The sequence below is a fragment of the Sunxiuqinia rutila genome, from assembly GCF_050589705.1.
Lineage (GTDB): Bacteria > Bacteroidota > Bacteroidia > Bacteroidales > Prolixibacteraceae > Sunxiuqinia > Sunxiuqinia rutila.
The window spans coordinates 182737-207487 of the sequence record NZ_JBNGOT010000007.1; the positions used below are offsets into that span (position 1 = coordinate 182737).

At 44.8% G+C, this 24751-nt stretch carries 22 protein-coding genes; 11 read left to right on the top strand and 11 right to left on the bottom strand.

Features of this window, described 5'->3' with window-relative positions; genetic code table 11:
• Positions 1 to 8: 8 nt before the first annotated feature.
• The 3 genes from ACRD6K_RS10880 to ACRD6K_RS10890 all read right to left on the bottom strand — a co-directional run bounded on the left by ACRD6K_RS10880 (position 9) and on the right by ACRD6K_RS10890 (position 3668).
• Positions 9 to 980 carry a GDP-mannose 4,6-dehydratase gene (locus ACRD6K_RS10880; RefSeq protein WP_430973276.1) on the bottom strand — a complete coding sequence of 324 codons (972 nt, stop codon included), beginning with the start codon at positions 978 to 980 and terminating at the stop codon, positions 9 to 11.
• A gap of 197 nt (positions 981 to 1177) precedes the next feature.
• Positions 1178 to 1867 carry a lipid-A-disaccharide synthase N-terminal domain-containing protein gene (locus ACRD6K_RS10885; protein ID WP_430973277.1) on the bottom strand — a complete coding sequence of 230 codons (690 nt, stop codon included), beginning with the start codon at positions 1865 to 1867 and terminating at the stop codon, positions 1178 to 1180.
• 103 nt (positions 1868 to 1970) lie between these two features.
• Positions 1971 to 3668, bottom strand: coding sequence for a glycoside hydrolase family 10-like protein (locus tag ACRD6K_RS10890; protein ID WP_430973278.1), 1698 nt, complete (start codon positions 3666 to 3668; stop codon positions 1971 to 1973).
• Between the two features lie 212 nt (positions 3669 to 3880).
• Between ACRD6K_RS10890 and lepA the strand changes: the two genes are divergently transcribed.
• Together lepA and ACRD6K_RS10900 are read left to right on the top strand one after the other, a co-directional pair.
• The gene (lepA, locus tag ACRD6K_RS10895) at positions 3881 to 5668 is read left to right on the top strand and encodes a translation elongation factor 4 (protein WP_299580679.1); all 1788 of its coding nucleotides are present in this window, start codon (positions 3881 to 3883) and stop codon (positions 5666 to 5668) included.
• Between the two features lie 1469 nt (positions 5669 to 7137).
• On the top strand, positions 7138 to 8325 hold the full coding sequence (locus ACRD6K_RS10900; RefSeq protein ID WP_430973279.1) for a hypothetical protein: 1188 nt from the start codon (positions 7138 to 7140) through the stop codon (positions 8323 to 8325).
• 191 nt (positions 8326 to 8516) lie between these two features.
• On the opposite strand, the gene ACRD6K_RS10905 is transcribed toward ACRD6K_RS10900, so the two are convergent.
• A complete protein-coding gene (locus ACRD6K_RS10905) occupies positions 8517 to 9830 on the bottom strand; it encodes a DNA recombination protein RmuC (protein ID WP_430973280.1) in 1314 nt (437 codons plus the stop codon).
• Positions 9831 to 9994: 164 nt separating this feature from the next.
• Between ACRD6K_RS10905 and ung the strand changes: the two genes are divergently transcribed.
• The gene (ung, locus tag ACRD6K_RS10910; protein ID WP_430973281.1) at positions 9995 to 10657 is read left to right on the top strand and encodes a uracil-DNA glycosylase; all 663 of its coding nucleotides are present in this window, start codon (positions 9995 to 9997) and stop codon (positions 10655 to 10657) included.
• 89 nt (positions 10658 to 10746) lie between these two features.
• Here ung and ACRD6K_RS10915 read toward each other — a convergent pair whose 3' ends face one another.
• The 3 genes from ACRD6K_RS10915 to ACRD6K_RS10925 form a co-directional block, all read right to left on the bottom strand.
• The gene (locus tag ACRD6K_RS10915) at positions 10747 to 11829 is read right to left on the bottom strand and encodes a 3-oxoacyl-ACP synthase III family protein (RefSeq protein ID WP_430973282.1); all 1083 of its coding nucleotides are present in this window, start codon (positions 11827 to 11829) and stop codon (positions 10747 to 10749) included.
• A gap of 2 nt (positions 11830 to 11831) precedes the next feature.
• The gene (locus tag ACRD6K_RS10920) at positions 11832 to 12608 is read right to left on the bottom strand and encodes a UDP-2,3-diacylglucosamine diphosphatase (RefSeq protein ID WP_299582510.1); all 777 of its coding nucleotides are present in this window, start codon (positions 12606 to 12608) and stop codon (positions 11832 to 11834) included.
• A gap of 102 nt (positions 12609 to 12710) precedes the next feature.
• Positions 12711 to 13859, bottom strand: a complete 1149-nt coding sequence (locus tag ACRD6K_RS10925) for a thioredoxin-like domain-containing protein (RefSeq protein ID WP_430973283.1) — start codon at positions 13857 to 13859, stop codon at positions 12711 to 12713.
• 167 nt (positions 13860 to 14026) lie between these two features.
• On the opposite strand from ACRD6K_RS10925, the gene ACRD6K_RS10930 reads away from it, so the two are divergent.
• The 3 genes from ACRD6K_RS10930 to ACRD6K_RS10940 all read left to right on the top strand — a co-directional run bounded on the left by ACRD6K_RS10930 (position 14027) and on the right by ACRD6K_RS10940 (position 16998).
• On the top strand, positions 14027 to 14980 hold the full coding sequence (locus tag ACRD6K_RS10930) for a bifunctional riboflavin kinase/FAD synthetase (RefSeq protein WP_430973284.1): 954 nt from the start codon (positions 14027 to 14029) through the stop codon (positions 14978 to 14980).
• A 110-nt stretch (positions 14981 to 15090) separates the two neighbouring features.
• The gene (gene ahcY / locus ACRD6K_RS10935) at positions 15091 to 16512 is read left to right on the top strand and encodes an adenosylhomocysteinase (protein ID WP_430973351.1); all 1422 of its coding nucleotides are present in this window, start codon (positions 15091 to 15093) and stop codon (positions 16510 to 16512) included.
• Positions 16513 to 16998: a hypothetical protein gene (locus ACRD6K_RS10940; RefSeq protein WP_430973285.1), complete on the top strand. Its 486-nt coding sequence runs from the start codon at positions 16513 to 16515 to the stop codon at positions 16996 to 16998.
• On the opposite strand, the gene ACRD6K_RS10945 is transcribed toward ACRD6K_RS10940, so the two are convergent.
• Positions 16999 to 17433: a Rieske (2Fe-2S) protein gene (locus ACRD6K_RS10945; RefSeq protein WP_430973286.1), complete on the bottom strand. Its 435-nt coding sequence runs from the start codon at positions 17431 to 17433 to the stop codon at positions 16999 to 17001. It lies immediately after the preceding gene.
• 76 nt (positions 17434 to 17509) lie between these two features.
• Between ACRD6K_RS10945 and ACRD6K_RS10950 the strand changes: the two genes are divergently transcribed.
• The 3 genes from ACRD6K_RS10950 (at position 17510) to ACRD6K_RS10960 (ending at position 18968) form a co-directional block, all read left to right on the top strand.
• Entirely contained in the window at positions 17510 to 17944 is a 435-nt protein-coding gene (locus tag ACRD6K_RS10950; protein ID WP_430973287.1) for a hypothetical protein, read from the top strand.
• A 151-nt stretch (positions 17945 to 18095) separates the two neighbouring features.
• On the top strand, positions 18096 to 18569 hold the full coding sequence (gene greA / locus ACRD6K_RS10955) for a transcription elongation factor GreA (protein WP_299582488.1): 474 nt from the start codon (positions 18096 to 18098) through the stop codon (positions 18567 to 18569).
• Between the two features lie 3 nt (positions 18570 to 18572).
• Entirely contained in the window at positions 18573 to 18968 is a 396-nt protein-coding gene (locus ACRD6K_RS10960) for an HIT family protein (protein ID WP_299582485.1), read from the top strand.
• A 118-nt stretch (positions 18969 to 19086) separates the two neighbouring features.
• Here ACRD6K_RS10960 and ruvC read toward each other — a convergent pair whose 3' ends face one another.
• The 3 genes from ruvC to ACRD6K_RS10975 form a co-directional block, all read right to left on the bottom strand.
• Positions 19087 to 19641, bottom strand: coding sequence for a crossover junction endodeoxyribonuclease RuvC (gene ruvC, locus ACRD6K_RS10965; protein WP_299582482.1), 555 nt, complete (start codon positions 19639 to 19641; stop codon positions 19087 to 19089).
• Complete coding sequence (locus tag ACRD6K_RS10970; protein ID WP_430973288.1) at positions 19641 to 20933, bottom strand: S41 family peptidase; 1293 nt, start codon at positions 20931 to 20933, stop codon at positions 19641 to 19643. Before ACRD6K_RS10970 ends, ruvC begins: the two co-directional genes overlap by 1 nt.
• 144 nt (positions 20934 to 21077) lie before the next feature.
• Positions 21078 to 22961: a hypothetical protein gene (locus tag ACRD6K_RS10975; protein WP_430973289.1), complete on the bottom strand. Its 1884-nt coding sequence runs from the start codon at positions 22959 to 22961 to the stop codon at positions 21078 to 21080.
• 116 nt (positions 22962 to 23077) lie between these two features.
• On the opposite strand from ACRD6K_RS10975, the gene lipA reads away from it, so the two are divergent.
• Complete coding sequence (lipA, locus tag ACRD6K_RS10980; RefSeq protein WP_430973290.1) at positions 23078 to 23941, top strand: lipoyl synthase; 864 nt, start codon at positions 23078 to 23080, stop codon at positions 23939 to 23941.
• A 45-nt stretch (positions 23942 to 23986) separates the two neighbouring features.
• Positions 23987 to 24655: a lipoyl(octanoyl) transferase LipB gene (gene lipB / locus ACRD6K_RS10985; protein ID WP_430973291.1), complete on the top strand. Its 669-nt coding sequence runs from the start codon at positions 23987 to 23989 to the stop codon at positions 24653 to 24655.
• The last annotated feature ends 96 nt before the right edge of the window (positions 24656 to 24751 follow it).

A 24751-nucleotide genomic window follows, 5' to 3' on the forward strand; every position in this document is an offset into this window, starting at 1 on the left:
TATTTTTGTTAGCTGGTGTGAAGCTGGCGGTACCAGTTCACAAAGTTTTTAACCCCTTCTTCAAATGAATACTGCGGATTGTACCCCAGCATTTTTTTTGCTTTTTCAATATTGGCAAAGGTAATGTCCACATCGCCGGGCTGCATGGGCAACTGCTTGATGTTCGCTTTTACCCCGCAGGCTTTTTCAATGGCCGCAATCATTTCGCTGAGTTTTACCGGTTGGTTGTTCCCCAAATTCAGTGTCTCGTAAACTCCCTGGTTGGTCTGCAGGTAGTCAATAGCCCCTTGAATTCCGGCTACCGTATCTTCGTAATACGTATAGTCGCGTGAGGTACTGCCATCGCCAAACATCGGAATTTCTTCCCCGTTTAAAATCAGCCGGGTAAATTTGTGAATGGCCAGATCGGGCCGTTGGCGCGGACCAAACACGGTGAAAAAGCGCAGGTTGATGATGTCCAGTTCATACAAAGAGTGGTAGGTGTAGTTGAGCAGCTCGCAGGCTTTTTTGGTAAAAGCATAGGGCGAAATGGGACGGCTTACATCCTGCTCTTCATGAAAGGGGGTTTCCTTGGTGTTGCCATAAACCGACGAGGACGACGCAAAGGCTAATTTTTTGATGCCTTTGTTTTTCATGACATCTAAAATGTTTTGGGTGGCTGTAATGTTGGCCCGAATATAGCCCTGCGGATCTTCAATGGACGGACGAACCCCGGCTTTACCGGCCAGGTGAACAATCACATCAATCTGCTCCTGAGCAAGCTCCCGGCTCAAGTCTTCCTGGTTGGCCAGATCCACTTCGATGAAGCGAAAGTGGGGATGGTTTTGAAAACCTGACAGGTTGCGTTCTTTGACCTGGCGGTCGTAAAACGGATCGAAATTATCGATACCGATGACCTGATTGCCCGCTGCCAGCAGTTTTTCACTCAGGTGAGACCCTATAAATCCGGCACATCCGGTAACAACGATGGTTGATTGCATAAGCTTGAATATTCTTAATACGATGCCTGCAAATTTAAGGAAGATCAGGCAATAGTCATTTCTTTCGGTTAAAAAGATTGAAAAGACTGCTGTCAGTGGTTGCCCCTTTGGGTATTAACCGAACGACAATTGAGATTCACGACCAAAGAACCCATGAAGGTCAGCCGGGGGGAACTTTTCGGTTTGAAATGTATGAGCTACTTGATCTTTCCCGAAACAAAGGCAATGAGCTTCTCCAACACCGGGATGTTCAGCCGGCTGAACAGGCTGCGGCGGTTATAGTGAATCAGGATGTTACGCAGGTAAACAAACATGCCCAGACTGTGTGCTGCCACCAGAACCGGGTCGAGCCGATACACCCCATAGATAAAGTTCATGGCTGATCCAACAATGCTAATGATCCAAAACCCGAGAGGCAGAATCGATTCTTTACGGTTTTCCGAGTAAAGCCATTGGTAGAAGAAGCGGGAAATGAAAATCAGTTGCGCCAAAATTCCCCAGATCATGAGTAACAGCGGGTTGTTTTCATTCTTGAAAAAGGTAGCCAGCGAGTAGTCGGTTCCTAAAAACAGAAAACTCAGAATAATTGCAGGCATTATCAGAATGCCCCCGCGCATAACGGGCGACATGGTTTTCCAGTCGTTTTTGAGCTGGATATTTCGCACATAGATAAAGTAAACCAGGATTTGCCCGATCAGAATGGCGGCATCGTTGCGCATAATGCCGTAGATCAGCATTAAGATTGAAGCCAGCAGGCTGATCTTCCAGAACAGGGTAGGCGATAATACTTTGCCTTCGTGCTCCGACTTGAACCACTGGATGATGGTGCGCGCAAAAAACAGGATCTGGCTTAAAAATCCGATACTATAGATCAGGTAATCTTTCATGTAAAATCATTATCAAACGGTGCAAAGATAACTGAATTCTTGTGGATTTTAATTTCCCGCCGACGCATTTAGGGAATCGTCGGCGGTGTGGGCCTGCTAAAGCTTATTTACGGTAAGGGCCTTTCCGGAGGGCATATTTTTGCTCTTCGGTGAGGGCGTTGTACAGGAAAAGACAGGTGCCATCAAGTTGTTTGAGGCGGCCCAAGTCAATTTCTTTGACCAAAATTTCGGGTTTCATGCCTTGAAAAGGTCCCAGGCCGGCAATGCCCCGGTGTTGGTCATCTGTTTGAGCTACCATGTAGTCGATATGACTGGCCACCAAATCCACATCCGAAGAGTAAGACATGATGTAAACCGTGTTGAGCCAGTTGTTGTCAAGCCATTTGCCCCAATCCTGTTTTTTGTGCTTAAGCGAGGCTTCCCGGTCGGGCACCACTGCAGCCGAGATATTCACCCCGGGAAGCAGGTCGCTTACCGCTTCTACAAAACGATTGACATTGGCCTGCCTGTATTTATCCCATTTCACCCAAAGTTGTGGATTGGCCTCAGGGCTAATGTCAAGCGGGTCGACACCATCGTTTTGCTCGGCAAACTTTTGGCGGCATACCTCACAGTAGCAATAATCATTGGTCCACGGCTCTCCGGGGTAGCGGATGTAATCCAGTTGAAGATCCTTGATTTGATATTTTTCATGCATGTGCTGGTAAACCTGCAGCCAGTAGTCTTTTACTTCATCGCGGCTTGGGCAGAAGTAGTAGAATCCGGCTTCGACAACCGACGGGTGTTTGCCTTGGCGTGATACGGCCAGCCATTCCCTGCGGTTGTTAATCAGATCAGGGAAATGATCAACCCCAATAAAATACACCCAGACCCAAGGGATTACCTTAATGTTGTATTTTTCACCCAGCTCAATCATTTCCTGCATCGGATCGCGGCCAATGAAATCGGGGTATTGGTTTAAGCCATTGGGGGCATCCGGAAAGATTGACCAGCCCCGGTAAATCACCTCCGGGCAAACGGCATTAAATCCGATTTCTGCCAGGTCTTTAAATACCGCTTCCAGTTCTTCCTTGCTCATTCCGTGTATTTCCAGCCAGGCCGATCGCTCGTCATTCTCAAGGGCCGGAAAGGTGTAATAGAAATAGTCTTTTCCAAGCAATAAACTTTCTTCGGCCAGCTGTTGCACTTTGGACGAATCACCGGCTTGCTTGGCTGCTTTAAAGGCTTCAAGGGTGGTGTTAAATGTTTGTTCAAGCGCAGTTAGATGTTCCGAATTGATGGACGGGTGCTTGATTTCCGCGCTTCTGATTTTTCCGTTACGGATGAATACCTGGGCCTGGTTGACCAGTGAATTTTCAGACGAAATAACGCGAATGATGTGGCCGTTTTTTTCAACCTTGTCGCCCACTTCAAGGTGATCATTAATCCAATTGGCTGCTTTTCCATGACCCGACAGAACCATTCCGCTTGAGGGAATCGGAGAGTCATTTCCGCCTACATTAACCACAATGCCATCTTCAATGATGGCTTCCACGCCCCAGGGGTTGGTGTTGGTATGATCGCCATAGGCTGCGGTGTAAATTATCATTTGATCGGCACTTCGTCCGCCATTTTCTGCATAAGGTGGGTTTACCTGATCGGCCTGGTAGGTTTCTTCAGACGCAAAAAACGGTTGCTTCCAATGATCTTCAACGGCAGGAGCCGTGGGTTGATTGAGGTCATTCGTGTTGTCATCGGCACAGGCGGTTGCAAACGGAACCAGCAAAAATAAAAAGAGATGAAATAAGGGTGAAGTGTTCATGTTGGTTTAACTAAGTATTCCTGTGAAAGTAGGAATGTTCTTGAATTGGGATGATTAGGTTGCCAAAATAGCCCTTATTTTTCAATTTCCACAATATCTTAAATCGACATTAAACTTTCTTGCGGGCTTGAGCATTGTATTATTGTTATCAAATTTTAAATATCTTTGCGCGGAATCGATCAGGAGTAATTGAAAGAAAGGTTTTTAAATACATGAAGAATATACGTAACTTTTGCATTATCGCACACATTGACCATGGGAAGAGTACCCTGGCTGACCGACTTTTAGAAGTGACCAAAACCGTGAGCGAACGGGACATGAAAGCACAAGTGCTTGATAATATGGACCTGGAGAAAGAACGCGGGATCACCATTAAAAGCCATGCCATTCAGATGGACTATGAGCAGGATGGGCAAAAGTATGTGTTGAACCTGATTGATACTCCGGGACACGTTGACTTTTCGTACGAGGTGTCGCGATCGATTGCGGCCTGTGAAGGTGCCTTGCTGATTATTGATGCCACGCAGGGAATTCAGGCGCAAACCATTTCAAACCTTTACCTGGCCATTGAACACGACCTGGAAATTATTCCGATTCTGAATAAGATGGACTTGCCCAATGCCATGCCGGAAGTGGTGGAAGACCAGATTATTGATCTGATTGGTTGCAGTCGCGAAGACATTATTCGTGCCAGCGGAAAAACCGGTGAAGGCGTAGCCGATATTTTAAACCGGATTGTGGAAGTTATTCCGGCACCGAAAGGCGATGCGGAAGCGCCACTGGAAGCACTGGTATTCGACTCTGTGTTTAACTCGTTTCGCGGGGTGATTGCCTATTTCAAGATTGTCAACGGAACCATCAATCAAGGTGACTTGGTGAAGTTTGTCAACACCAAGAAAGAATACAATGCCGATGAAATTGGGGTGCTACGCTTGAATATGGAAAAGCGTAAAACGCTTAGCACGGGCGATGTAGGCTACATTATTTCGGGTATTAAAACCGCCAAAGAAGTGAAGGTGGGAGATACCCTGACCCATAAAGCTCGTCCTTGTCCGAAAGCCATTGAAGGTTTTGAAGAGGTAAAACCCATGGTATTTGCCGGAGTTTACCCCATCGACTCGGATGACTATGAAGACCTGCGTTCGGCCATGGAAAAGCTGCAGCTGAATGATGCTTCGCTGACTTACGAGCCCGAATCATCGGCCGCTTTAGGGTTTGGTTTCCGATGCGGATTCCTGGGAATGCTGCACATGGAAATTATTCAGGAACGGCTGGATCGGGAATTCGATATGAACGTGATTACCACCGTGCCCAACGTGTCGTACAAAGTACACACCACCAGCGGCGAAACCATTACGGTGTATAACCCGTCGGGCTTGCCGGCATCCACAACCATCGAAGAAATTGATGAACCTTATATCCGGGCACAGATTATTACCAAGTCTGATTTTATTGGGCAGGTAATGACTTTATGCCTCGAAAAACGGGGAACCCTGACCAAACAGGATTACCTCACCGCCGAGCGTGCTGAGTTGACATTCGACTTGCCACTGGGCGAAATTGTGTTTGACTTCTACGATAAACTGAAGTCCATTTCGAAGGGCTATGCCTCATTCGACTACCACATTATTGGATACAAACCGGCCAAACTGGTGCGTCTGGATATTTTGCTGAACGGCGAAATGGTTGATGCCCTGTCTTCGCTGATCCACTTCGACAATGCTTACCCCATGGGACGTCGCATGTGCGAAAAGCTGAAAGAGCTGATCCCGCGTCAGCAATTTGACATTGCTATTCAGGCGGCTATCGGCGCTAAAATTATTGCCCGCGAAACGGTGAAAGCTGTTAGAAAAGATGTGACCGCCAAATGTTACGGGGGTGATATTTCGCGGAAACGCAAGCTGTTGGAAAAGCAGAAAAAGGGTAAGAAACGGATGAAGCAGGTTGGTAACGTTGAGGTACCGCAAAATGCCTTTATGGCGGTATTGAAGCTGGATTAGCAGATTGGGTGCAGGGCTTTGTGCATTCGTGATCGGGTGCGTCCTTTTCTTGGCGTATTGGCGGTTAAGAGGACTGTTGTCGGTTATCAGTTGACAGTTCCAGTTCCGTCATTGCGAGTGTAGCGAAGCAATCTGTAGGCTATGGACAGTCGTCAGTTATCGGTTTTCAGTTGTCATTGTTTTTGCTCTGTGTTACGCTGTGAATTACTCCTGGTCACTCTGTGTTTACAATTGAGAATTTGTCATTGATGGTCATTATTCGTCAATGATGGTCATTGGTTGTTAGTCAACAGTTATTTACGTGGTGCCCAGACAGTCAGATTTTCGGATGCTAAGCTAGTCAGCTATTCGGATTCTGCGTGAGTTCGTACGTTCATGCGTTCGTGACTTCGTGCCTTCTTAACCCATCCGTCCCGGTTCCCGGGCCACCTTCCCTTCGAGAATGGAAGGAAATCCAACCACTAGCGTAAGGAGCGGCCTATTGGTTTCCTACTTTAACCTTTCTCCTTGATTCTTTAGCCTTTTCAATTAATAATTGATTGTCAGATTTTCGGATGCTCAGATTGTGCGTGAGTTCGTGCGTTCGTTTCTTCGTGCTTCTGCCTTCTTAACCCATCCGTCCCGGTTCCCGGGACACCTTCCCTTCGAGAATGGAAGGAAAGCCAACCACCCGTGTAAGGAGCTGCCTATTGGTTTCCTACTTTAACCTTTCTCCTTGATTCTTTAGCCCTTTCAATTAATAATTGATTGTCAGATTTTCGGATGCTCGGATAGTCCGATTGTTCGTGACTTCGTGCGTTCGTTTCTTCGTGCTTCTCCCTTCTGCCTGTCTCATCCACTCCCTTTTCCTTAACCCGACTTCAGTTCCCATTTTGATGACTTGTTGCCTATTTTTGCCGACTTCAGTTTGCGCAGAGCTGACTCCGCGCACCTTTTTACCGACTTTAGTTCCCTTTTTGATGACTCAAGTCTGTTTGGAGCTAACTGCAGTCACCTTTTTGATGAATTGAGTCAGGTCAGAACCGACTGCAGTTACCCCGAAGGTAAGTCGAGTCAGGTCGGAACCGACTGCAGTCACCTCAGAGGTAACTCGAGTCATGTTTGAGGTGGGGAGGGGTACTTCCGAAGTACCCCCCTGAAGTGTTAAATAGAAAATGCCCGAGAGTGTTCAACAAACTGTGTCAACCGGTTAGAACGAGAATAAAATGGGGTTACTGACATATACCTTTTGTAAGGTTCAGTAGCGTTGTTAATAACGCAAACGGCGTTAACTGTTAAAAACAAGCCTTGAGGAAGAAGGCAATAACCAGTAGCCTATAACGTCAATGAGCACGTCCAACTCTATTTTATCTATCATTCGTTTTTCAACCCAATAACTAACTAGCAATATCAATGATTATTGCTAACTTAACTGCACATGATGACGATGGGTAAAATGATTGAGTGTTATATGCCAAAAAAAGTCAACAATGAAACAACATACAACACCCATAATAATAAGTGATAGTGGGATTCAAAAACTTGATAGAATCTCTCTTAATTCTAAAGTTTATAATGAGGACTGGATACAAGAGATTTGTTTTCAAAGTCCTAACTTGTTGCCATTTGAAGAAATTGAACCAATTTTTAATGGCATGATTCCTATTTGTAGAGAACTTCTTGTTGAGTCTGGTTCTGTTGATTTAATTTTCATTAACGAATCTGGTTTTATAACAATAGGAGAATGTAAACTTTGGCGAAATCCTGAAGCAAGAAGAAAAGTAATTGGTCAAATTTTGGATTATGCAAAAGATATCGCAAAATGGAATTATTCAAAATTTGAGCAAGAATGTTTAAAGGCAAGAAAAGGAAATGAAAAATCTCTTTTTGATTTAGTTCAAAATTTTTGTCCAGATATAGAAGAAAGTTCTTTCATTGATAATATCCAGAAAAATCTTTCAAAGGGTCGTTTTTTGCTTACATTGATTGGTGATGGGATACGTGAAAACATGGAGGAACTGGTTAAATATATACATAGAGAGGGTAATTTAAACTTTACACTTGCCCTTATTGAGATTCCTGTTTTTGAAAATCAAAAAAATAGCGAAATAATTGTTACCCCCCGGATTTTAGCAAAAACTAAAGAAATCGAAAGAATAGTATATAAGTTATCAGATGATATACAACCTGACGAAATTGAACACCAAAAGGAAGAAAATACGAGTAAAACAATTTCTGAAAAAGTTTACTTTGAGAGGTTACAAAAATCAATAGGGAAAGACCAAACAAAGTCTTTTCAAACGTTTATCGAGACTTTAAAAACTGAACTCAATATTATTCCTAAATTAGGTAGAGGTAAAACTGTTTCGCTAAACTTAAAATCTGCCAATGGGATATACAACTTTGCATCTATTCAAGAAACAGGGGAAGTATGGTTTTATGGGATTGTATATAATACCGAGTTGATTGGAGATAAGAGTATTGGAGTCGATTACCTAAAGAAATTGGCAAATATTGTTAATGGCGAATTTTTTGATACATACAAAGTGTGGAATTGGTGTGTGAAGAAAAATGGTATGTACATAAACATTACTGAATACTTAAAACATCAGAGAGAGTGGGTTAATTTAATATCAGAAACTCTTGAAAAAATAAACAGATTAGAAGAAGATAATTAAAATCGGCACATCAAATGCAGGATCGGATTCAGAATTCGATCAATAACGAACCATCCGATGAGTCGAAGAAGCAAAAGATTCCCCTGGCCCCACCAAAGAAGTTACCGTGTTTTTTCGTTGGTAGTTACAGCTACCAGTGAATGGTAGTTACCGTGTCTTATTGCGGGGAGTTATAACTCCCGGTTGCCGGGCTACTCTTCCAGGTATTTCTGAGGCAGCTCTTTGTTGGCTTTCGATCCGAGTTCGCGGAGTTTTTCTGCTGAGCGAATCAGGTTGCCACGACCATCATTCAGCTTGTTCATCGCCAGGTCGTAGTTTTTGCGGGTTTGCTCAATGTTGTTTCCTACTTTTTCGAGGTCGGCTACAAAATTGACAAACTTATCGTACAGAGCGCCTCCCTGCCGGGCAATCTCCAGGGCATTGCGGGTTTGATTTTCCTGTTGCCAAATACTGGCAATGGTGCGCAAGGTAGCCAGTAAGGTGGATGGGCTCACCACCACCACTTTGTTGTCCCAGGCATAGTTAAACAAATCCTGGTCGGCCTGAATAGCCACACTAAAAGATGATTCGATGGGGACAAACAAGAGCACAAAATCGGGGCTGTTCATGCCCGCAGCACTTTGGTAATGCTTTTCGCTAAGCAGCTTGATGTGTGTTTTCAGGCTCTGCAAATGGTCTTTGCTGTGCTTCAGCCGGTCGGGTTCGTTCTCGGCGTTAACCAGCCGCTCGTAGGCTACCAGCGATACTTTGGAGTCAACCACCAAATGTTTCTGGTCGGGCAGGTGAATCACCACATCGGGTTGCAGGCGCGAGCCGTTTTCGCCGATTACACTAAACTGCTTTTCGTACTCGCGCCCTTCGGTTAAACCCGAGCGTTCCAGAATACGTTCCAGCACCACCTCGCCCCAGTTGCCTTGTTTTTTGACATCGCCTTTCAGGGCTTTGGTTAAGTTGTTGGCCTCGTCGCTGATTTTCAGGTTCAGGTCATGCAGCTTCTTCAGTTCGGCCCGCAAATCCGTTTGATCTTTAAGCCCTTTTTCGTAGGTGTCTTCCACTTTCTTCTCAAACAGCTGAATCTTCTCCCGGAGCGGATCGAGGATTGCCCCGATGTTCTTCTGATTGGCCAGGGTGAATTCTTCCGAATTTTGTTTCAGGAGCTTGTGGGCAATGTTTTCAAACTCGGTGGTGAATTTCTTCTGCAATTCTTCCATCTCCTGCTTTTGCGAGGCCAGCTTGTCCTTCAGGTTGGCTCCTTCCACTTCGGCCCGGGTAAGCCGCTGTGCCTGCTGCTCCAGTTCCACCTCTTTCACCTCCAGGCGAGCCGTCAGCTTGTCCTTGTCTTCCTGCAGATAACTGAGTCGTTCCAGCAACTGAACCTTGCCTTTTTCGTACTCCTGACGAGCCAAAAGCCAGGTGTTTTCCGAATTTTTCGATTTCAATTTAGCCAGAAGCGAAGCCACAACAAAACCAACAGCCAGGCCGGCAAGCAGATAGATGATATTCATGTTTTCTTATTTTGAAGGCTAAAAGTACAAAGAAGAACCAGAAGACGAAACAAGAAATTGAGCGAAGGCGGGATGTTCAGAACTTGTTTACACGGACTGTCTGCTTCGTCTTGCGTTTTGAAACAATAGTGCTATTTTAACGCTTCAAAATTAAACCCTGTTGAATGGATGTAAAGATGGAAGCCAGTTGGAAGAACGTACTGGCCGATGAATTTGAAAAAGACTATTTTGAAAAGCTCAGCAGCTTTGTGCATGAGGAATACCGGTCGCAAAGCATTTACCCGCCGGCCAAACTTATTTTTAATGCCTTTGACCAATGCCCTTTTGACCAGTTAAAGGTGGTGATTTTGGGGCAGGATCCTTACCATGGTCCCGGACAGGCGCATGGCCTGTGTTTCTCGGTGAACGATGGCATTCGGTTTCCGCCCAGCCTGCGCAACATTTTTAAAGAGCTGCAGCAAGATGTTGGTAAAGACATCCCCACAAGTGGCAACCTGACCAGCTGGGCCAAACAAGGGGTGTTGCTATTGAATGCCACCTTAACGGTTCGTGCCGGGCAAGCGGCTTCGCATCAGAAAAAAGGTTGGGAAACTTTTACCGATGCGGTCATTCATCGCATCAATGAAGAGAAGGAACACGTTGTGTTTATTTTGTGGGGAAATTATGCCATTCGCAAAGGCGAATTTATCGATCAAAGCAAGCACCTGGTGCTGACTTCGGTGCACCCGTCGCCGCTTTCGGCCAGTCGGGGCTTTTTTGGCAACAAGCATTTTAGCCGCACCAATGCGTTTTTGGAACAACATCACTTATTACCAGTGAACTGGTAATAATGCCCTGTTCATCGTTTGGGATGAAGGCAATAAAAAAGCTGCTTCGAATTTTCGAAGCAGCTTTTTTTATACGGTTGTTTGCGGTATTACCACTTATAAACAATGGAGTTGATATTCATTCCGGCTCCAACAGAGCACAAAATGATGTAGTCGCCTTCCTTGATTTCCTGATTTTCCATTTTTCCTTTCAGAATCAGGTCAAGCAAGGTGGGCACCGTCGCTGTTGATGAATTCCCCAGCTTATTGATGCTCATGGGCATGATTCCTTCCGGAATGTTCTTCTCATCGTACAATTTAAAGACGCCTTTCAGAATTGCTTCATCCATCTTCTCATTGGCCTGGTGGATCAATACTTTCTTCACATCGCCCAGGGTGATGCCTGCTTTGTCCAGGCTGGCCTTGACCACTCCCGGCACAAAATTCAAGGCGTACACATAAAGCTTGTGTCCTTTCATTTTGATGAACAAATCATCGCTTTCATAATCCGGATTCATTGATTCGCCCATTGTCAACAGGCTGGCATAAGGAATTGAATCTGAACGGCTCGAATGAGCCAGAACTCCGGTAGGCTCGTCAGACCAAACGCCCTGTACAACCGTAGCGCCAGCACCATCGGCATAGATCATGCTGTCGCGGTCATGGGGATCTGAAATACGCGAAAGCACGTCGGAACCAACAACGACTCCGCGCTGGTGTGTTTCGCTGCGAATATAAGCATCCGCAACAATCATTGCCTGCGTCCATCCCGGACATCCTGCAATAACATCGTGGCAGATACAGGCTGGATTTTTAATTTTCAGGATTCCCTTGACTTTGTTAGCCAACGAAGGAAGCACATCGGTATGGGTGCGTCCGGCTTCCACATCGCCAAAGTTGTGCCCAATGATGATGAAGTCCAGCTCGTCCAGTTCAATGCCGGCATCCTGACAGGCATTTTTAATGGCTTCAGCAGCAATGTCCGAATTGACTTGCTCCTCTTTTACCCAGCGGCGCTCTTCAATATTTGTAATTTCATGAAATTTCTTGATGATCTCTTCGTTGGTCTTGTCAAAAGGTTGCTTTGAAGACGGATCATAGAAATTGTATTCTGAAAAGTGATCGTTTTTTATTACTTGCTCGGGAATACAGCTTCCCGTACCAATAATTTTTGTGTATAACTTTTTAGCCATAACTATCTATTCGCAGGCTTGTCGCCCGAATCTTTATAAGTTTTCAATTCAAATGTTTTGCCATCAAAAACACCATAGGAGAAATGAGTAATCCAATCTCCAAGATTGATGTAGCGGGTATTTTTTTCAAGGGGCAAATCTAATAACAAATGCCGATGCCCGAAAATAAAATAGTCAACTTCTTCATCTTCAAGCACTGATTTTGCAAAAAGATAAAGCCCTTCCTTGTCTTCGCCCTGAAATGGGAAGAACATTCCTTTGGATAAGCGGCTCTTTTTGGACCAGGCCAAAGCCAACGATACGCCAATGGTTGGGTGCAACCAGCTAAACAGCCATTGCAGAAACCGGTTGGTAAACAATTTTTTCAGAAAATGATAGCCTTTGTCGTAAGGATCAAGGCCATCGCCATGCGCCAGAAAGAATTTCTTTCCCGAAAAGCTGGCCCGCATTTCTTTTCGGTGTACCTGAATACCCAATTCCTTGGAGAGGTAGTCGAACACCCAAACATCGTGGTTGCCGGTGAAAAAATGAACCGGAATGCCGGAGTCGGCCAGTTCGGCCAGTTTTCCTAAGGTGCGGGTAAAGCCGCGGGGAACCACCGTTTTGTATTCAAACCAGAAATCAAAAATATCACCCATCAAAAAGAGTGCTGCTGCATCCTGCTTGATTTCGTCCAGCCAGGCGACAAACAGCTGCTCGCGTTCCCGGTTGTTGTTCAAAGCCGGAGCGCCAAGGTGAATGTCTGAGATGAAGTATATCTTACCTTGATAATCAGTCAACTTACTTGTATTTTATAGTCCGAAAAAACAGGGCGAAGATACCGATATAAATTCAGTATTGCCGTTTTTTTTGCCGAAAAGAAACCCGAAAAAGCCGGACGATTAGTTCAATGCTTTACTCAATAAACGGTCTAAGGCAGGTCCTTTCAGGTCTTTTCCAATGATTTTACCTTCTTCGTCCAGCAGGTAATTGAAAGGAATGCTTTGCACGTTGTAGTTCATTAATGCAGTACGGCTACCTTCCATGTCACCTACATTAATCCAGCTCAGCTTGTCCTGGTCAATGGCATCAAGCCACTCGTAGCGGTTTTCATCCACACTTACCTGGTAAATTTCAAAGCCCTTTTTGTTGTATTTCTTGTACAGTTCAACCAATACCGGATTCATAATCCGTGAGCCGCGGTCTTGCGAAGCCCAGAACTGAACAAGTACATGCTTGCCCTCCAAAGAGGAAAGTGCAATTTCTTTTCCGTCAGGATCTGGCAATACAATATCCGGACTGTTTTTTCCTTGCTCACGAATTAACTGGTTGATCCGGGCATTGCGCTCATCGGTAATGAGTTTGATGGTGTTGGCGTAAAGCGCCTGCACGTGTTCCGACTCCGGGTAAAAGGAGTTAAGGGCCGAAGCGGCAGTTTTTAACGACTGGAGGTCCTGAACGACAAAATTCTGATCGTCAAATTTTTGATACAGGGCCAGTACGTTAGCCATGGAAAAGGGGTGGGTGGTCACAAAATTCTGAGAATATTTCATTTGCTTTTCAACTACCTCTTTGTACTCCTCTTCCCACTTCGTTTTCAGGGTCGGGTAGTTGGGATCGTTCCGGAAAAGCACATGCAAAGAGCTTATCGAATCCAGTTGGTGCTTGGTGTGACTTAAATGTTGGTTTAGCTCCTGAACCAATGTGGAACCTTCAGAGCCTGTTACCAGATAATCGCGTGAAAAATTAGCTGCATCACCCGAAACATAAACCTGCTCAGCAGAATCAACCAGCAGGGTAATGAAGTTCTTTTCGCTGAGTTTTAAAAGGAAGAAGGTGGGGTGCTGCACGGTGCCATCAAACTCAAACTCTCCGGATTTGTTGATTTTTACGGAATCTACATTTTCGGATGAGCTTACCTTGAGTTCGTCCAGGTAAACGTACTGTCCTTCGGCATTGGTGATTTTCCCGGATATTTTGTATTGGGTAGAATCATCGCAGGCGACCATGATCGCTGCCAATGAAATAGCTAAGGCAATTAATCTTTTCACGATTCGGATTTTTTTATCAATTTTTTAACGGTGGGTAAAAATAATAAATTACCAATCAAATCACGGGCTCGTGTAAAATCTTTTAGCAGGCCTTGGGGTTTTAACCGGCAAGAGTGGGGCTAAAATCTAAAAATGTGCTACATTTGGCACTGCAAAATGAAACTTGAATGAAAGTTTATCGTGACGTTAGCCAATTCAATGTAGCAAAACCGGTTTTAACGGTTGGTTCCTTTGATGGCGTTCATTTGGGGCACCGCAAGGTGATTAAGCACCTGAATGAAATTGCCAGTCAGCAAGGAGGTGAATCCGTAATTTTCACCTTTGCTCCCCATCCCCGATTAGTGCTCAAAAAAGATCCGGGCAGCCTGCGTTTGCTGACCACTTTGGAGGAGAAAATTGAGTTGCTGGAGCAGGCTGGCGTTGACCACCTGATCATCTACCCCTTTACCCAGACTTTTTCTGAATTGAGCTATACCGACTTTGTGCGTATCCTTTTGGTAAACCAACTGCAAATTGACAGTTTGGTGGTGGGCTATGACCACAAATTTGGGAAAGACCGCAAAGGCGATTTTGACATGCTCCAAAGCTTGTCGCTGGCTTTCCAGTTCAAGCTTGAAAAGCTCGACGTTTTGCTTTCCGACAATGCCAACATCAGTTCAACCAAGATTCGTAAAGCTCTTCAGGAAGGCGACATCACTAAGGCCAACCGCTACCTGGGCTATCCTTTCAGCCTGCACGGAACGGTTGTTGAAGGGCAAAAGCTGGGGCGTAAAATTCAGTTTCCTACGGCCAACATTGAAGCTTCAGACCCGCATAAAATTATTCCGGGCTATGGCGTTTATGCCGTGCTTGTCAACCTGAACGGGGTGACCCACCGAGGCATGCTGAATATTGGAACCCGGCCAACCATCAATAAAAATGCCGACCATCGAAGCATTGAAGTTCATATTTTTGACTTCGACAAGGATATTTATGGCCAACAACTTGAGCTGAAATTTATCAAAAAAGTAAGGGAAGAACAGAAGTTTGGCTCCATTGAAGGGTTGCGCTCCCAGCTAGAGGAGGACAAAGCGAGTATTCAGGGTTTTTTTAGGAATGAATACCATAAAACAAAAATTTAAGCTACCCCGTACTTCCATGTATTAATCTGCGCTTAGACAACCGCAAACAATCTGGTTTCATTTGAGTTATTAAATGGAATAACTATCTTTGCGCCACAAAAATTGCACACATTATGACGATGATGACAGAGAAGAAAATTGATTATAAAGTAGCCGATATATCGCTGGCCGATTACGGACGTAAGGAAATTGAAATTGCCGAAAAGGAAATGCCCGGCCTGATGTCTGTTCGCAAGAAGTTTGCGAAGGAACAGCCACTAAAAGGAGCACGTATTATGGGCTCTTTGCACATGACGATTCAAACGGCTGTTTTGATTGAAACCCTGGTTGAGCTGGGGGCCGATGTTCGTTGGGCAAGCTGCAATATTTTCAGCACCCAGGATCATGCTGCTGCTGCCATTGCTGCTGCCGGTGTTCCGGTATTTGCCTGGAAAGGCGAAACCCTGGCCGAATATTGGTGGTGTACGGAAAAAGCACTTGACTTTGGAAACGGATTAGGTCCTAACCTGATTGTTGACGATGGGGGAGATGCTACCATTATGATTCACCAGGGATATGCCGCTGAGAAAGATGCATCCATTTTGGATGTGGAACTGGAAGCCGAAGATGAAATTGAACTACACAATACACTAAAACGGATTCTGCAGGAAGATCCACAGCGCTGGCACCGTACCGCTCCAGAAATCAAAGGGGTTTCGGAAGAAACCACCACAGGGGTGCACCGTCTGTACCAAATGATGGAAAAAGGAAGCCTGTTATTCCCGGCTTTCAACGTAAACGATTCGGTGACCAAATCGAAATTTGATAACTTGTATGGTTGCCGCGAATCATTGGCTGACGGTATCAAGCGTGCCACCGATGTAATGATTGGTGGAAAAGTGGTTGTTGTTGCAGGTTACGGAGACGTAGGTAAAGGATGTGCCCGCTCCATGCGTGGATATGGTGCCCGTGTCATTGTAACTGAAATTGATCCTATTTGCGCGTTGCAGGCTGCCATGGAAGGTTTTGAAGTGAAAACCATGGAAGAGGCTTTGGATGAAGGAAACATTTTTGTGACGACCACCGGAAATAAAGATATTATTACGGCCGACCATATGGCAGGTATGAAAGACCAAGCCATTGTGTGCAACATCGGTCACTTCGACAATGAAATTCAGGTTTCCCGTTTGGAGAAATGGGCCGGAATTCAGAAAATAAATATCAAACCTCAGGTTGATAAGTATTTGTTCGAAGATGGGCATTGTATCTATTTGTTGGCTGAAGGTCGTTTGGTGAACCTGGGATGTGCCACTGGTCACCCATCGTTTGTGATGAGTAACTCATTCACCAACCAAACGCTGGCTCAGATTGAGTTGTGGAAAACCGATTACCCAACGGATGTTTATCGCTTGCCGAAGCACTTGGATGAAGAGGTTGCACGCCTGCATCTGGAGCAACTGGGTGTCAAGCTGACTAAACTCTCGAAAGAGCAAGCCGATTATCTGGGCGTTCCGCAGGAAGGTCCTTATAAACCCGAGCATTATCGTTATTAATTGATAGTACAGAAAGCAGCTTACGAGCTGCTTTTTTTTGTATCTTCGGACATGCCCGACAAAAAAGAACATGAAAACCAAGTTCTGCAGATCTTTCGAAATCTGATTTCCGACTTTCCAAAAGGGAAGGTGGTGCAAACAGAATCGCCTGATTTTTTGATTCGGCTCAACCGGAGAAAAGTCATTGGGATTGAACTGACCGAACTGCACGGTCAGATCTTCTTCGACAATCAAGGGTATTACAACCAGCCAGAGCTTTTGTTCCAAAATATTGAGCGTACCATATCGGCCAAAGAAGAAAAAATTTACTTGTATCAGAAAGTCAAACCGGTTGAATTGTGGTTGCTGATTCATCTGCGCTCGTTTCAGAACCAGTTAAGCTTTCACTATCGGAACAAGCTAAGCAACTGGGACTTTAACTCTTCGTTTGACCGCATTTTTCTGCTCGAGGAAACGAGCCGCGAACTGCACGAAATAGATACCTGATTAATTGGTGATATGCAGCCTGTTATTTGAAATAATGACTCGGTATTGTTTTAGCGGTTCGGCAGAGGGGCCATCTGAAGCATAACCTCCTTCCATGAGATTATAGTTTGTTCCACAGCAGGGGCAGACCACTACAATATCACCACTTTCTTTAAACCTACAGTCATAGTTCACCTCCACATCGTAAGGGCATGCTGCATCATAAGCATAATAGGAATAACCAGTGTATATAACTATAATTCCTCCATAACCACCTCTGAAAAATTGTGGGTTTGCAGGTATATACAATCCATTATTATTAACGAGATTAATGGAAAGGCTCACATCAACGTATGGAATGGAGGATTTAAAATCATCCTTACAGGCCGGAGCTGCCAGCAACAAAAGAAGTAGAAAAAAACTAAACCGGAGGGAGAGCCATTTTATGCCATTCATTTTTTATATCTTTATAAACCTAAACAAACGAAATGGCAAACTTATTTTGTCATTCCGCCAACAAAATTAAAAGAAAATGGAAGATTATATATTTATACTTATCGCCATCGTGCTTTCCATCTTTGGGGCTATGAACAAAAAGAAGAAGATGGCCCAAATGCAAGAAGAGGAAGAAACAGATGATCATCAGCCATCTTTTTTTGAACATGTTTTTGATGATCCTGTTTTTAGAGATGAGCCTAAGCCAAAACCCAAACCGCAGCCGGTGGTGGTTGAGCAACCCAAAACAGTGACTCCGCCAAAGATGAAGGTGGAAAGGATTGAACGTCCTACATTACGGCCGACAACATTGAAAAAATCGGAAATCGGAGATGCGATTCATCGAAGTAAAATTGCTTCGGGTCCCATCACCGATGAATTGGACCCCGATGCCGAGAAGGACTCAATTTTGAATGATTTTTCACTGCGAAAGGCAGTTGTTTATGCTGAAATTCTGAATAGAAAGTACTAGAACGTTTTAGTTGATAGGTTTTTACGGCCTATTTCGGGTCGGAGTGCTCGTAAATACCAAATATTTTATATAGCTTTGCATAGCTAAAGAGTTCCGCTCGTTCGGAATTCTTTTTTCTTTTTATGTAGTCACACTAAAAAAGTGAATAACAATGGGAAAAGTGACCTTTATTACTCAAGAGGGCTTGAATAAATTAAAAAAAGAACTCGAACACCTCATGACTGTTGAGCGTCCTGCAATTTCAAAGCAAATTGGGGAAGCTATTGAAAAAGGTGATATTTCGGAAAATGCAGAATACGATGCGGCCAAAGATGCCCAAGGTATGCTGGAGGCAAAAATTGCCCAGCTCCGAGGCAAGATTGCCAATGCGCGTATTATTGATGAATCAAAAATTGATACGTCAGCCGTGCAGATTCTGAACAAAGTAACCATCAAGAACAAGAAAAATAATGCCATCATGCAGTACACCATCGTGTCGGAGCATGAAGCAGACTTGAAATCAGGAAAAATCTCCATTGAAACACCAATTGCTAAAGGATTACTGGGCAAAAAGGTGGGCGATGTTGTTGACATTCAAGTACCATCAGGTATCATTCCGTTCGAAATTATTGACATTGCACTTTAAGCTATGGCAAGCCTGTTTACAAAAATCATTTCAGGAGAAATCCCAGCCTATAAAGTAGCTGAGGATGAAAACTATTTAGCGTTTTTGGATATTTTTCCAACCGCCAAAGGACACACTCTGGTAATCCCCAAGAAAGAGGTGGATTACTTATTTGATCTGGATGATAACACCTACATCGGGCTAAATCAATTCGCCAAGAAAGTAGCTATTGGTCTGAAAAAAGCAATTCCTTGCCAAAAAATAGGTGTGATGGTGTTGGGCCTCGAAGTGCCGCACGCTCATATCCACCTGGTGCCGATGCAATCCGAGAAGGATTTGCTTCATTTTTCAGAAAAAGTGACAATGACTCCGGAAGAGTTTGAAGCCCTCCGGGAAAAAATTGCAAAAGAAATTGATTGAAAGAATCAATTAAAAAGATTGTACTGCCATTCTGTTTTCAGAATGGCTTTTTTTTGTCCCGAAGTAGAAGCCACATTGGAAGAAAAATGGTTGAAAACAAGAACTAATGGCAGCTGCGTTATTTTATCCGACCGGGATTCTTTTTGACAAAATCGCCCCAGCCTTTGTATGATTTTCCTTTTGTCGGGCTGTTCAGTTGAAGGTAATGGCAAACAGCCACCGCTAAGGCATCGGTTGCATCCAGTTCGTCGGGCAGGTCATTTTCTTTAAACATATTCTTCAGGAAAAAAGCGACCTGCTCTTTCGAGGCCCGTCCCATTCCGGTAATCGCTTGCTTTACCCGAAGCGGCGCGTACTCAAACACCGGAATGTCTTTTTCCAGCGCAATGCCCATCACAATGCCTTGTGCTCGTCCCAACTTCAACATGGCCTGAATGTCTTTCCCAAAGAAGGGAGATTCAATGGCCAGTTCATCCGGCAAATATTCATCAATCAGATGTCGCGTACGAATAAAGATTTGCTTTAAACGCAGGTAGTGATCCTTGAATTTTCCGGTTTTAACCACTCCGGTTTGAAGAATTACAGGCTTTTTATTTACAATTTCAATTAAAGCATACCCCATGACCACTGTTCCCGGGTCAATTCCTAAAATCCGTTTCGATGTAACTCCCATTAATAAGCTCCTGTAATTTCTTGCAACCCACGTTTAAGTGGTAAGCCTTGCGGTTGTGTTTGTGTTGATTTGAGTGCGATGATCTCGTTGCCTGCAATAATATCGAGTGCTGTTTTTAAACAGGCTTCCGCCGGGGTCCCCCAGCCATGAAAAATGTCGTCGGCCACTTCATAGTTGACCGGAATGCCATTAAAGTAGTCGCCTTCGTTGTTGGCGTTGAGTATTTTTAAGGTAACCGGTGCCAGGGCCATGTTATATTCTTCGGATTCGAAAATATTCATGCCTACCGGTTTGCCGTATGTTCTTGAGCCGATGATTATCACTTCTTTGTAAGGAAACATGCCATTGATCACCATTTCGCTGGCAGAGGCCGATGCATCGGTCGTAATAAAGAAGAGTCGGTCAACATCAACCGATAAGTCGTTGCCACGGGTGCCGAAATTGAAATTGTCGTCGCTGTGCTTTTCATTGTAAATAACCTTCCCCAGGAGTTTATCTTCAACGGCAGATCCGCCTATTAATTCTTGCAGAAGAAAGGCAATTCCTGAATCGCCGCCACCGTTATAGCGCAAATCGACAACCAGTTCGTCAATCCCCTCAGCATTAAAAAACGTAAATGCCTCGTTCAATTCTTCTTCGGAGGGACTCAAGAAGCTTTCAAAAACCAGGTAGCCCACTTTCTTTCCGGCTGTTTCCTGAATACTGCGATGCAGGACGGTATTTATTTTATAATCGGTCCGGCTCATCGTGTGAGAAACAGTGCGGTTATCAGGGGTCGCAAAGGTAAATGTAATGGGGGCATCGGTATCAAAAGCAGCTCCCAGGTTGGAAATATTAGCAATCGGTACATCATTTATTTTCAGAAATTCCCAGCCGCGCTCAACGCCAGCCAGGCCCATGGGGGAGTTTTTGTAGGTGAAACGGACCATTAACCGGTTATCGGCCGTAAGGGCCATACCCACGCCAAATCCTTTGGTTTGCGCTTCTTCAAAAAGAGCCCGATAAGCATCGAGGTCGGTTACAAAACTCCAGCGGTCAAGTTCCTTGTAAACCAAGGCGTCAATCAAGCTTTCGTTGGAGCTGAAACTGTTTGGATCAAGTTCAGGAAGTTGGTCTAACCAAAAATACCAGTCCTGAAAAATATCATAAATAAACGTTTTGCTGTTTTCAGTTGTCAGCTTCTCAACCGGTTCTATTTCCAGTATGGCATTTTCCTTGGTACAAGATAGCCCCAGAAGCAGCGCAACGACCAGAAAGACGCTTAGCAAACGCTTGATTTTTACAATTCTCATAAGATGATGTCTTTTGTTGATAAAAGGCAACCGGATTTTGCAAGTTGTACCCTTGCAGAACAAAGATGCCAAAAATTATTACGCCCCGTCCAGAAAAACAAACCAATAATCCGACTTGCTTTTAAAAACAAGTCCCAAGCTGGATTAGTTGAGTTCCTGTCCCTCCATCAAAAGCGTTTCTTTCGAAACTGACACATCGCCGCGCAGGCGGCGGTAACGCTCGCGGGCATCTTCCAAATAAATACTGCCGGGATACTGAACAAGCATTTGTTTGTAAAGTGCCGCAGCATCGCTCGCCCGGTTTAAGTGTTCCTCATACAGTTCAGCCAACAAAAACATCGCATCATCACCGAGCAGGTCGTAGGCAAATTCTGTAGTAATTTGTTCCAGCAAGCCGGCAGCTTGTTCAAAATCGCCCCGTTCCATCAACATGCTGGCCTTTCTGAAATACAGATCATCCAGCAGACTGTGATAGTTGTATTGGGCTTCAATGCTGTCCAGCACAGCCCATGCCAGCGAATCCTGTTTTCTGAATTGGTATAAATCTGCCCGGGCAAAAAGCTGCATGGGCGCTTCGGTGGTGTCCAGGGCGGTGTTGTTGCTGATAAAAACCGAGAGTTCCAAGGCATCATTGGCGATCAGCTTCGATGTGCTTGCTTTCAAAACATCCAGTTGCGCCTGGGCCCAACTCAGGTTTCCCATGTAATAGCCCAGCTTGGCTTTTTTCAACTTTACCTCATCTCCCAGCGGATTGTTTTTATTTGCGTCAATGATCTGCGAATAAAGTAAAACCGCTTCCCATAAGTCATCTTTCAATACATAAATGTCAGCCATTTCATTTTTCAACTGATCGCGCTGCAAAGGGCTGATGCCGTTTATGCCCATTTGATTTTCGATTAAGCTCAGGGCTTGCTCTGTGTTTTGCTGGTAGAAAGCCAAAAAGTGCGCATAATCAATGACTAGTGACGTGTTCTCGGGATGAAAGCCAATGATTTTAAATGTCGTTTCAAATTGGGTGGCGAGTTCGCTGGCATCGTGGAATTGGTTTGTCCGGCTCACAAATTGCTGATACTGCATTTTCATTTTTCCTTGATGAGCTTTGGTGTAAAATTCACCGGAAGAACCTTTTTCAATCAGGTAATCGTAAGCTTTGATTGCTTCTTCAATCCCATCATTGCCGGCAGCAATGCGCGCCAGGCTTGCAATTTGCGCATCACCCGAGCCAATCCGTTTGTCGAGCGCAATGGACTGCCGTAAAGCTTGGGAAAACTTTTTTTCCTGAATGAACAACCAAATCAGCAAATGATTGTAGCTCGTTATCTTGGGTTCCTGCTGAATCTGCCGCAGCAAAGCTACTCGAAATTCATTGCGAAGGGAGTTGTCCACATCCATCCGGAAAGCGGTTAACAGGCTGCTTTGTATTCTCCCCAGGTTGCTTTCATCCATTTTCAGTAAATCCAGGTATTCCTGAAACATCCGGCCATAGTTGCGTTGATACAGGAAAATGCGTGCCAACTCAAAATGAAAGGATTCTTCGGGCAAACGTTCTCTGCCCAGCAGGTATACTTGTTGGGCATACTCGTATTCCTGACGACTTAAAAAGGCATTGGCCAGACGAATGTAGTCGCCCTTATTATTGGGTACGAGCTTCAGAGCCTGTTTGAATTTTTGTTCGGCCTCTCTGGCTTGGGCTTGCAGGGAAAGCAAATAGCCCCATTGCACCCAGAGGGACGGATCATTTTTTCGGTTTTTCAGTTGCGTTTTGATGGCTTTTTCAGCCTGTGGGTAATCCTTCAGTTCCAGCAGACAGTTCAGAAACATGTTGAAATAGTGATCACCGCCCGACACTTCATAGATTTCGAAGTACAAAACAGCGGACTTGTCAAACTCCTGGTTCCGGTAGTATTGGTTGGCTAGCTGCAGTTTGTTAATATCCATCTTGAGTTGTTGCCCCAAGCTGGATTCGGGAACAAGCAGCATCAGGAAACAGCTTAAGATCAGTCCGTATTTGATTTCCTTCACTTTCATTACTTACAAAAATAATAATCCATGGGGTATTGTGTTATTAAATCCGGAGTTTCTCTGCATTCTGCTTTTCAGCTCTTCAGGAAATCGCTAATTTTGAGCGAAAATTACCCAAAGACATGAGTGAATCAAGCCAAGCCCGGCCTCGTTTGCCGCGGTGGATGAAAATGAACTTACCCAAGGGGGAAAGTTATTCAAAGGTGAAAAACCTGGTGAACAAACATGAGCTACATACCATTTGCACCAGCGGAAACTGCCCCAATATTGGAGAATGCTGGAATCGGGGAACGGCCACTTTCATGATTTTGGGCGAAATTTGTACCCGCAACTGTAAGTTTTGTGGGGTAACCACCGGCAAACCATTACCTCCTGATCCCAATGAGCCGCAGCGTGTGGCGCAATCCATTAAACTGATGCAGCTGAAACATGCGGTGATCACCTCAGTTGATCGTGATGACTTGCCAGACTTGGGTGCTGCAATTTGGGTTGAAACGATTCGGACGATCAAAGAACGGAATCCGGATACACGCCTGGAAGTTTTGATTCCTGATTTTCAAGGGAAGAAAGAATTGGTTTTACAGGTGGCAGCAGCCTGCCCTGAAGTTATTTCGCACAACATGGAAACCGTGGAACGCCTCACGCCTGCTATTCGGAGTGCGGCCAGGTATCGGCGCAGCCTTGATGTGATAAGCGGCATTGCCGAAAGCGATGCCGTGCCAAAGTCTGGAATCATGCTGGGGCTTGGAGAAACGGAAGTCGAAGTGCTGCAAACCATGGACGATTTGCTGGCTGCCGGATGTAAGGTGATGACCATCGGCCAGTACCTGGCGCCAACCCAAAATCATATTCCGGTGGTGGAATACATTCAGCCCGATCAATTTGAAAAGTACCGAACAATTGGGCTTGAAAAGGGTTTTTCTTTTGTCGAAAGCAGTCCGTTGGTGCGCTCAAGCTATCGTGCCGAGCAGCATGTCACGGCTTAAAAAGGATTGATTCGGCCAAAACTGAATTTTGAAACATGAAATGCAATGGCAGATTTTAACTATGAAGATGTTGGTCTGAAAGACTATAAAGAGTGCTGGGATTATCAGGAGAGATTGCTGGAAGAAGTGCAGGCCGATAAGAAAGCAAGCAAGGCACCAAGTGAGCAAAATCATTTTTTGCTGGTGGAACACCCGCATGTTTACACTCTGGGCAAAAGTGGCGATGAGCATAACCTGTTGATTCATGAAGATTTCATGAGAAAAATTGATGCCACCTACTATAAGATCGATCGGGGAGGAGACATTACCTATCATGGACCGGGGCAACTGGTTGGTTACCCAATTATTGACCTGGAATACTTCAAAATTGGAGTGCGTGAGTACATTGAAAAAATGGAAGATGCCATCATCGAAACCATTGCGCACTACGGCTTGAAAGGTAGCCGGAAGGAAGGAGCAACCGGCGTTTGGTTGGATGCTGAGATTCCGGCTAAATCGCGAAAAATATGTGCCATGGGCGTACGTGTCAGCCGGTATGTGACCATGCATGGCTTTGCGCTTAATGTTAACACAGACCTGCGTTATTTCAATTACATCAACCCCTGTGGCTTTGTTACTTATGGTGTCACTTCTATCGAAAAAGAGCTGGGCCAAAAGGTGGACATGGATGAAGTAAAAGCCTTGCTGAAAAAAACGTTTAACGCCATTTATTGACGAGTTGATTTCAGAAAGCACGTTATGCACCGATTGCCACTGCTCGCTTATTTCGGAAGTGGTTTCCGACCTTCTGAGTTAAAAGAATTGCTTCGT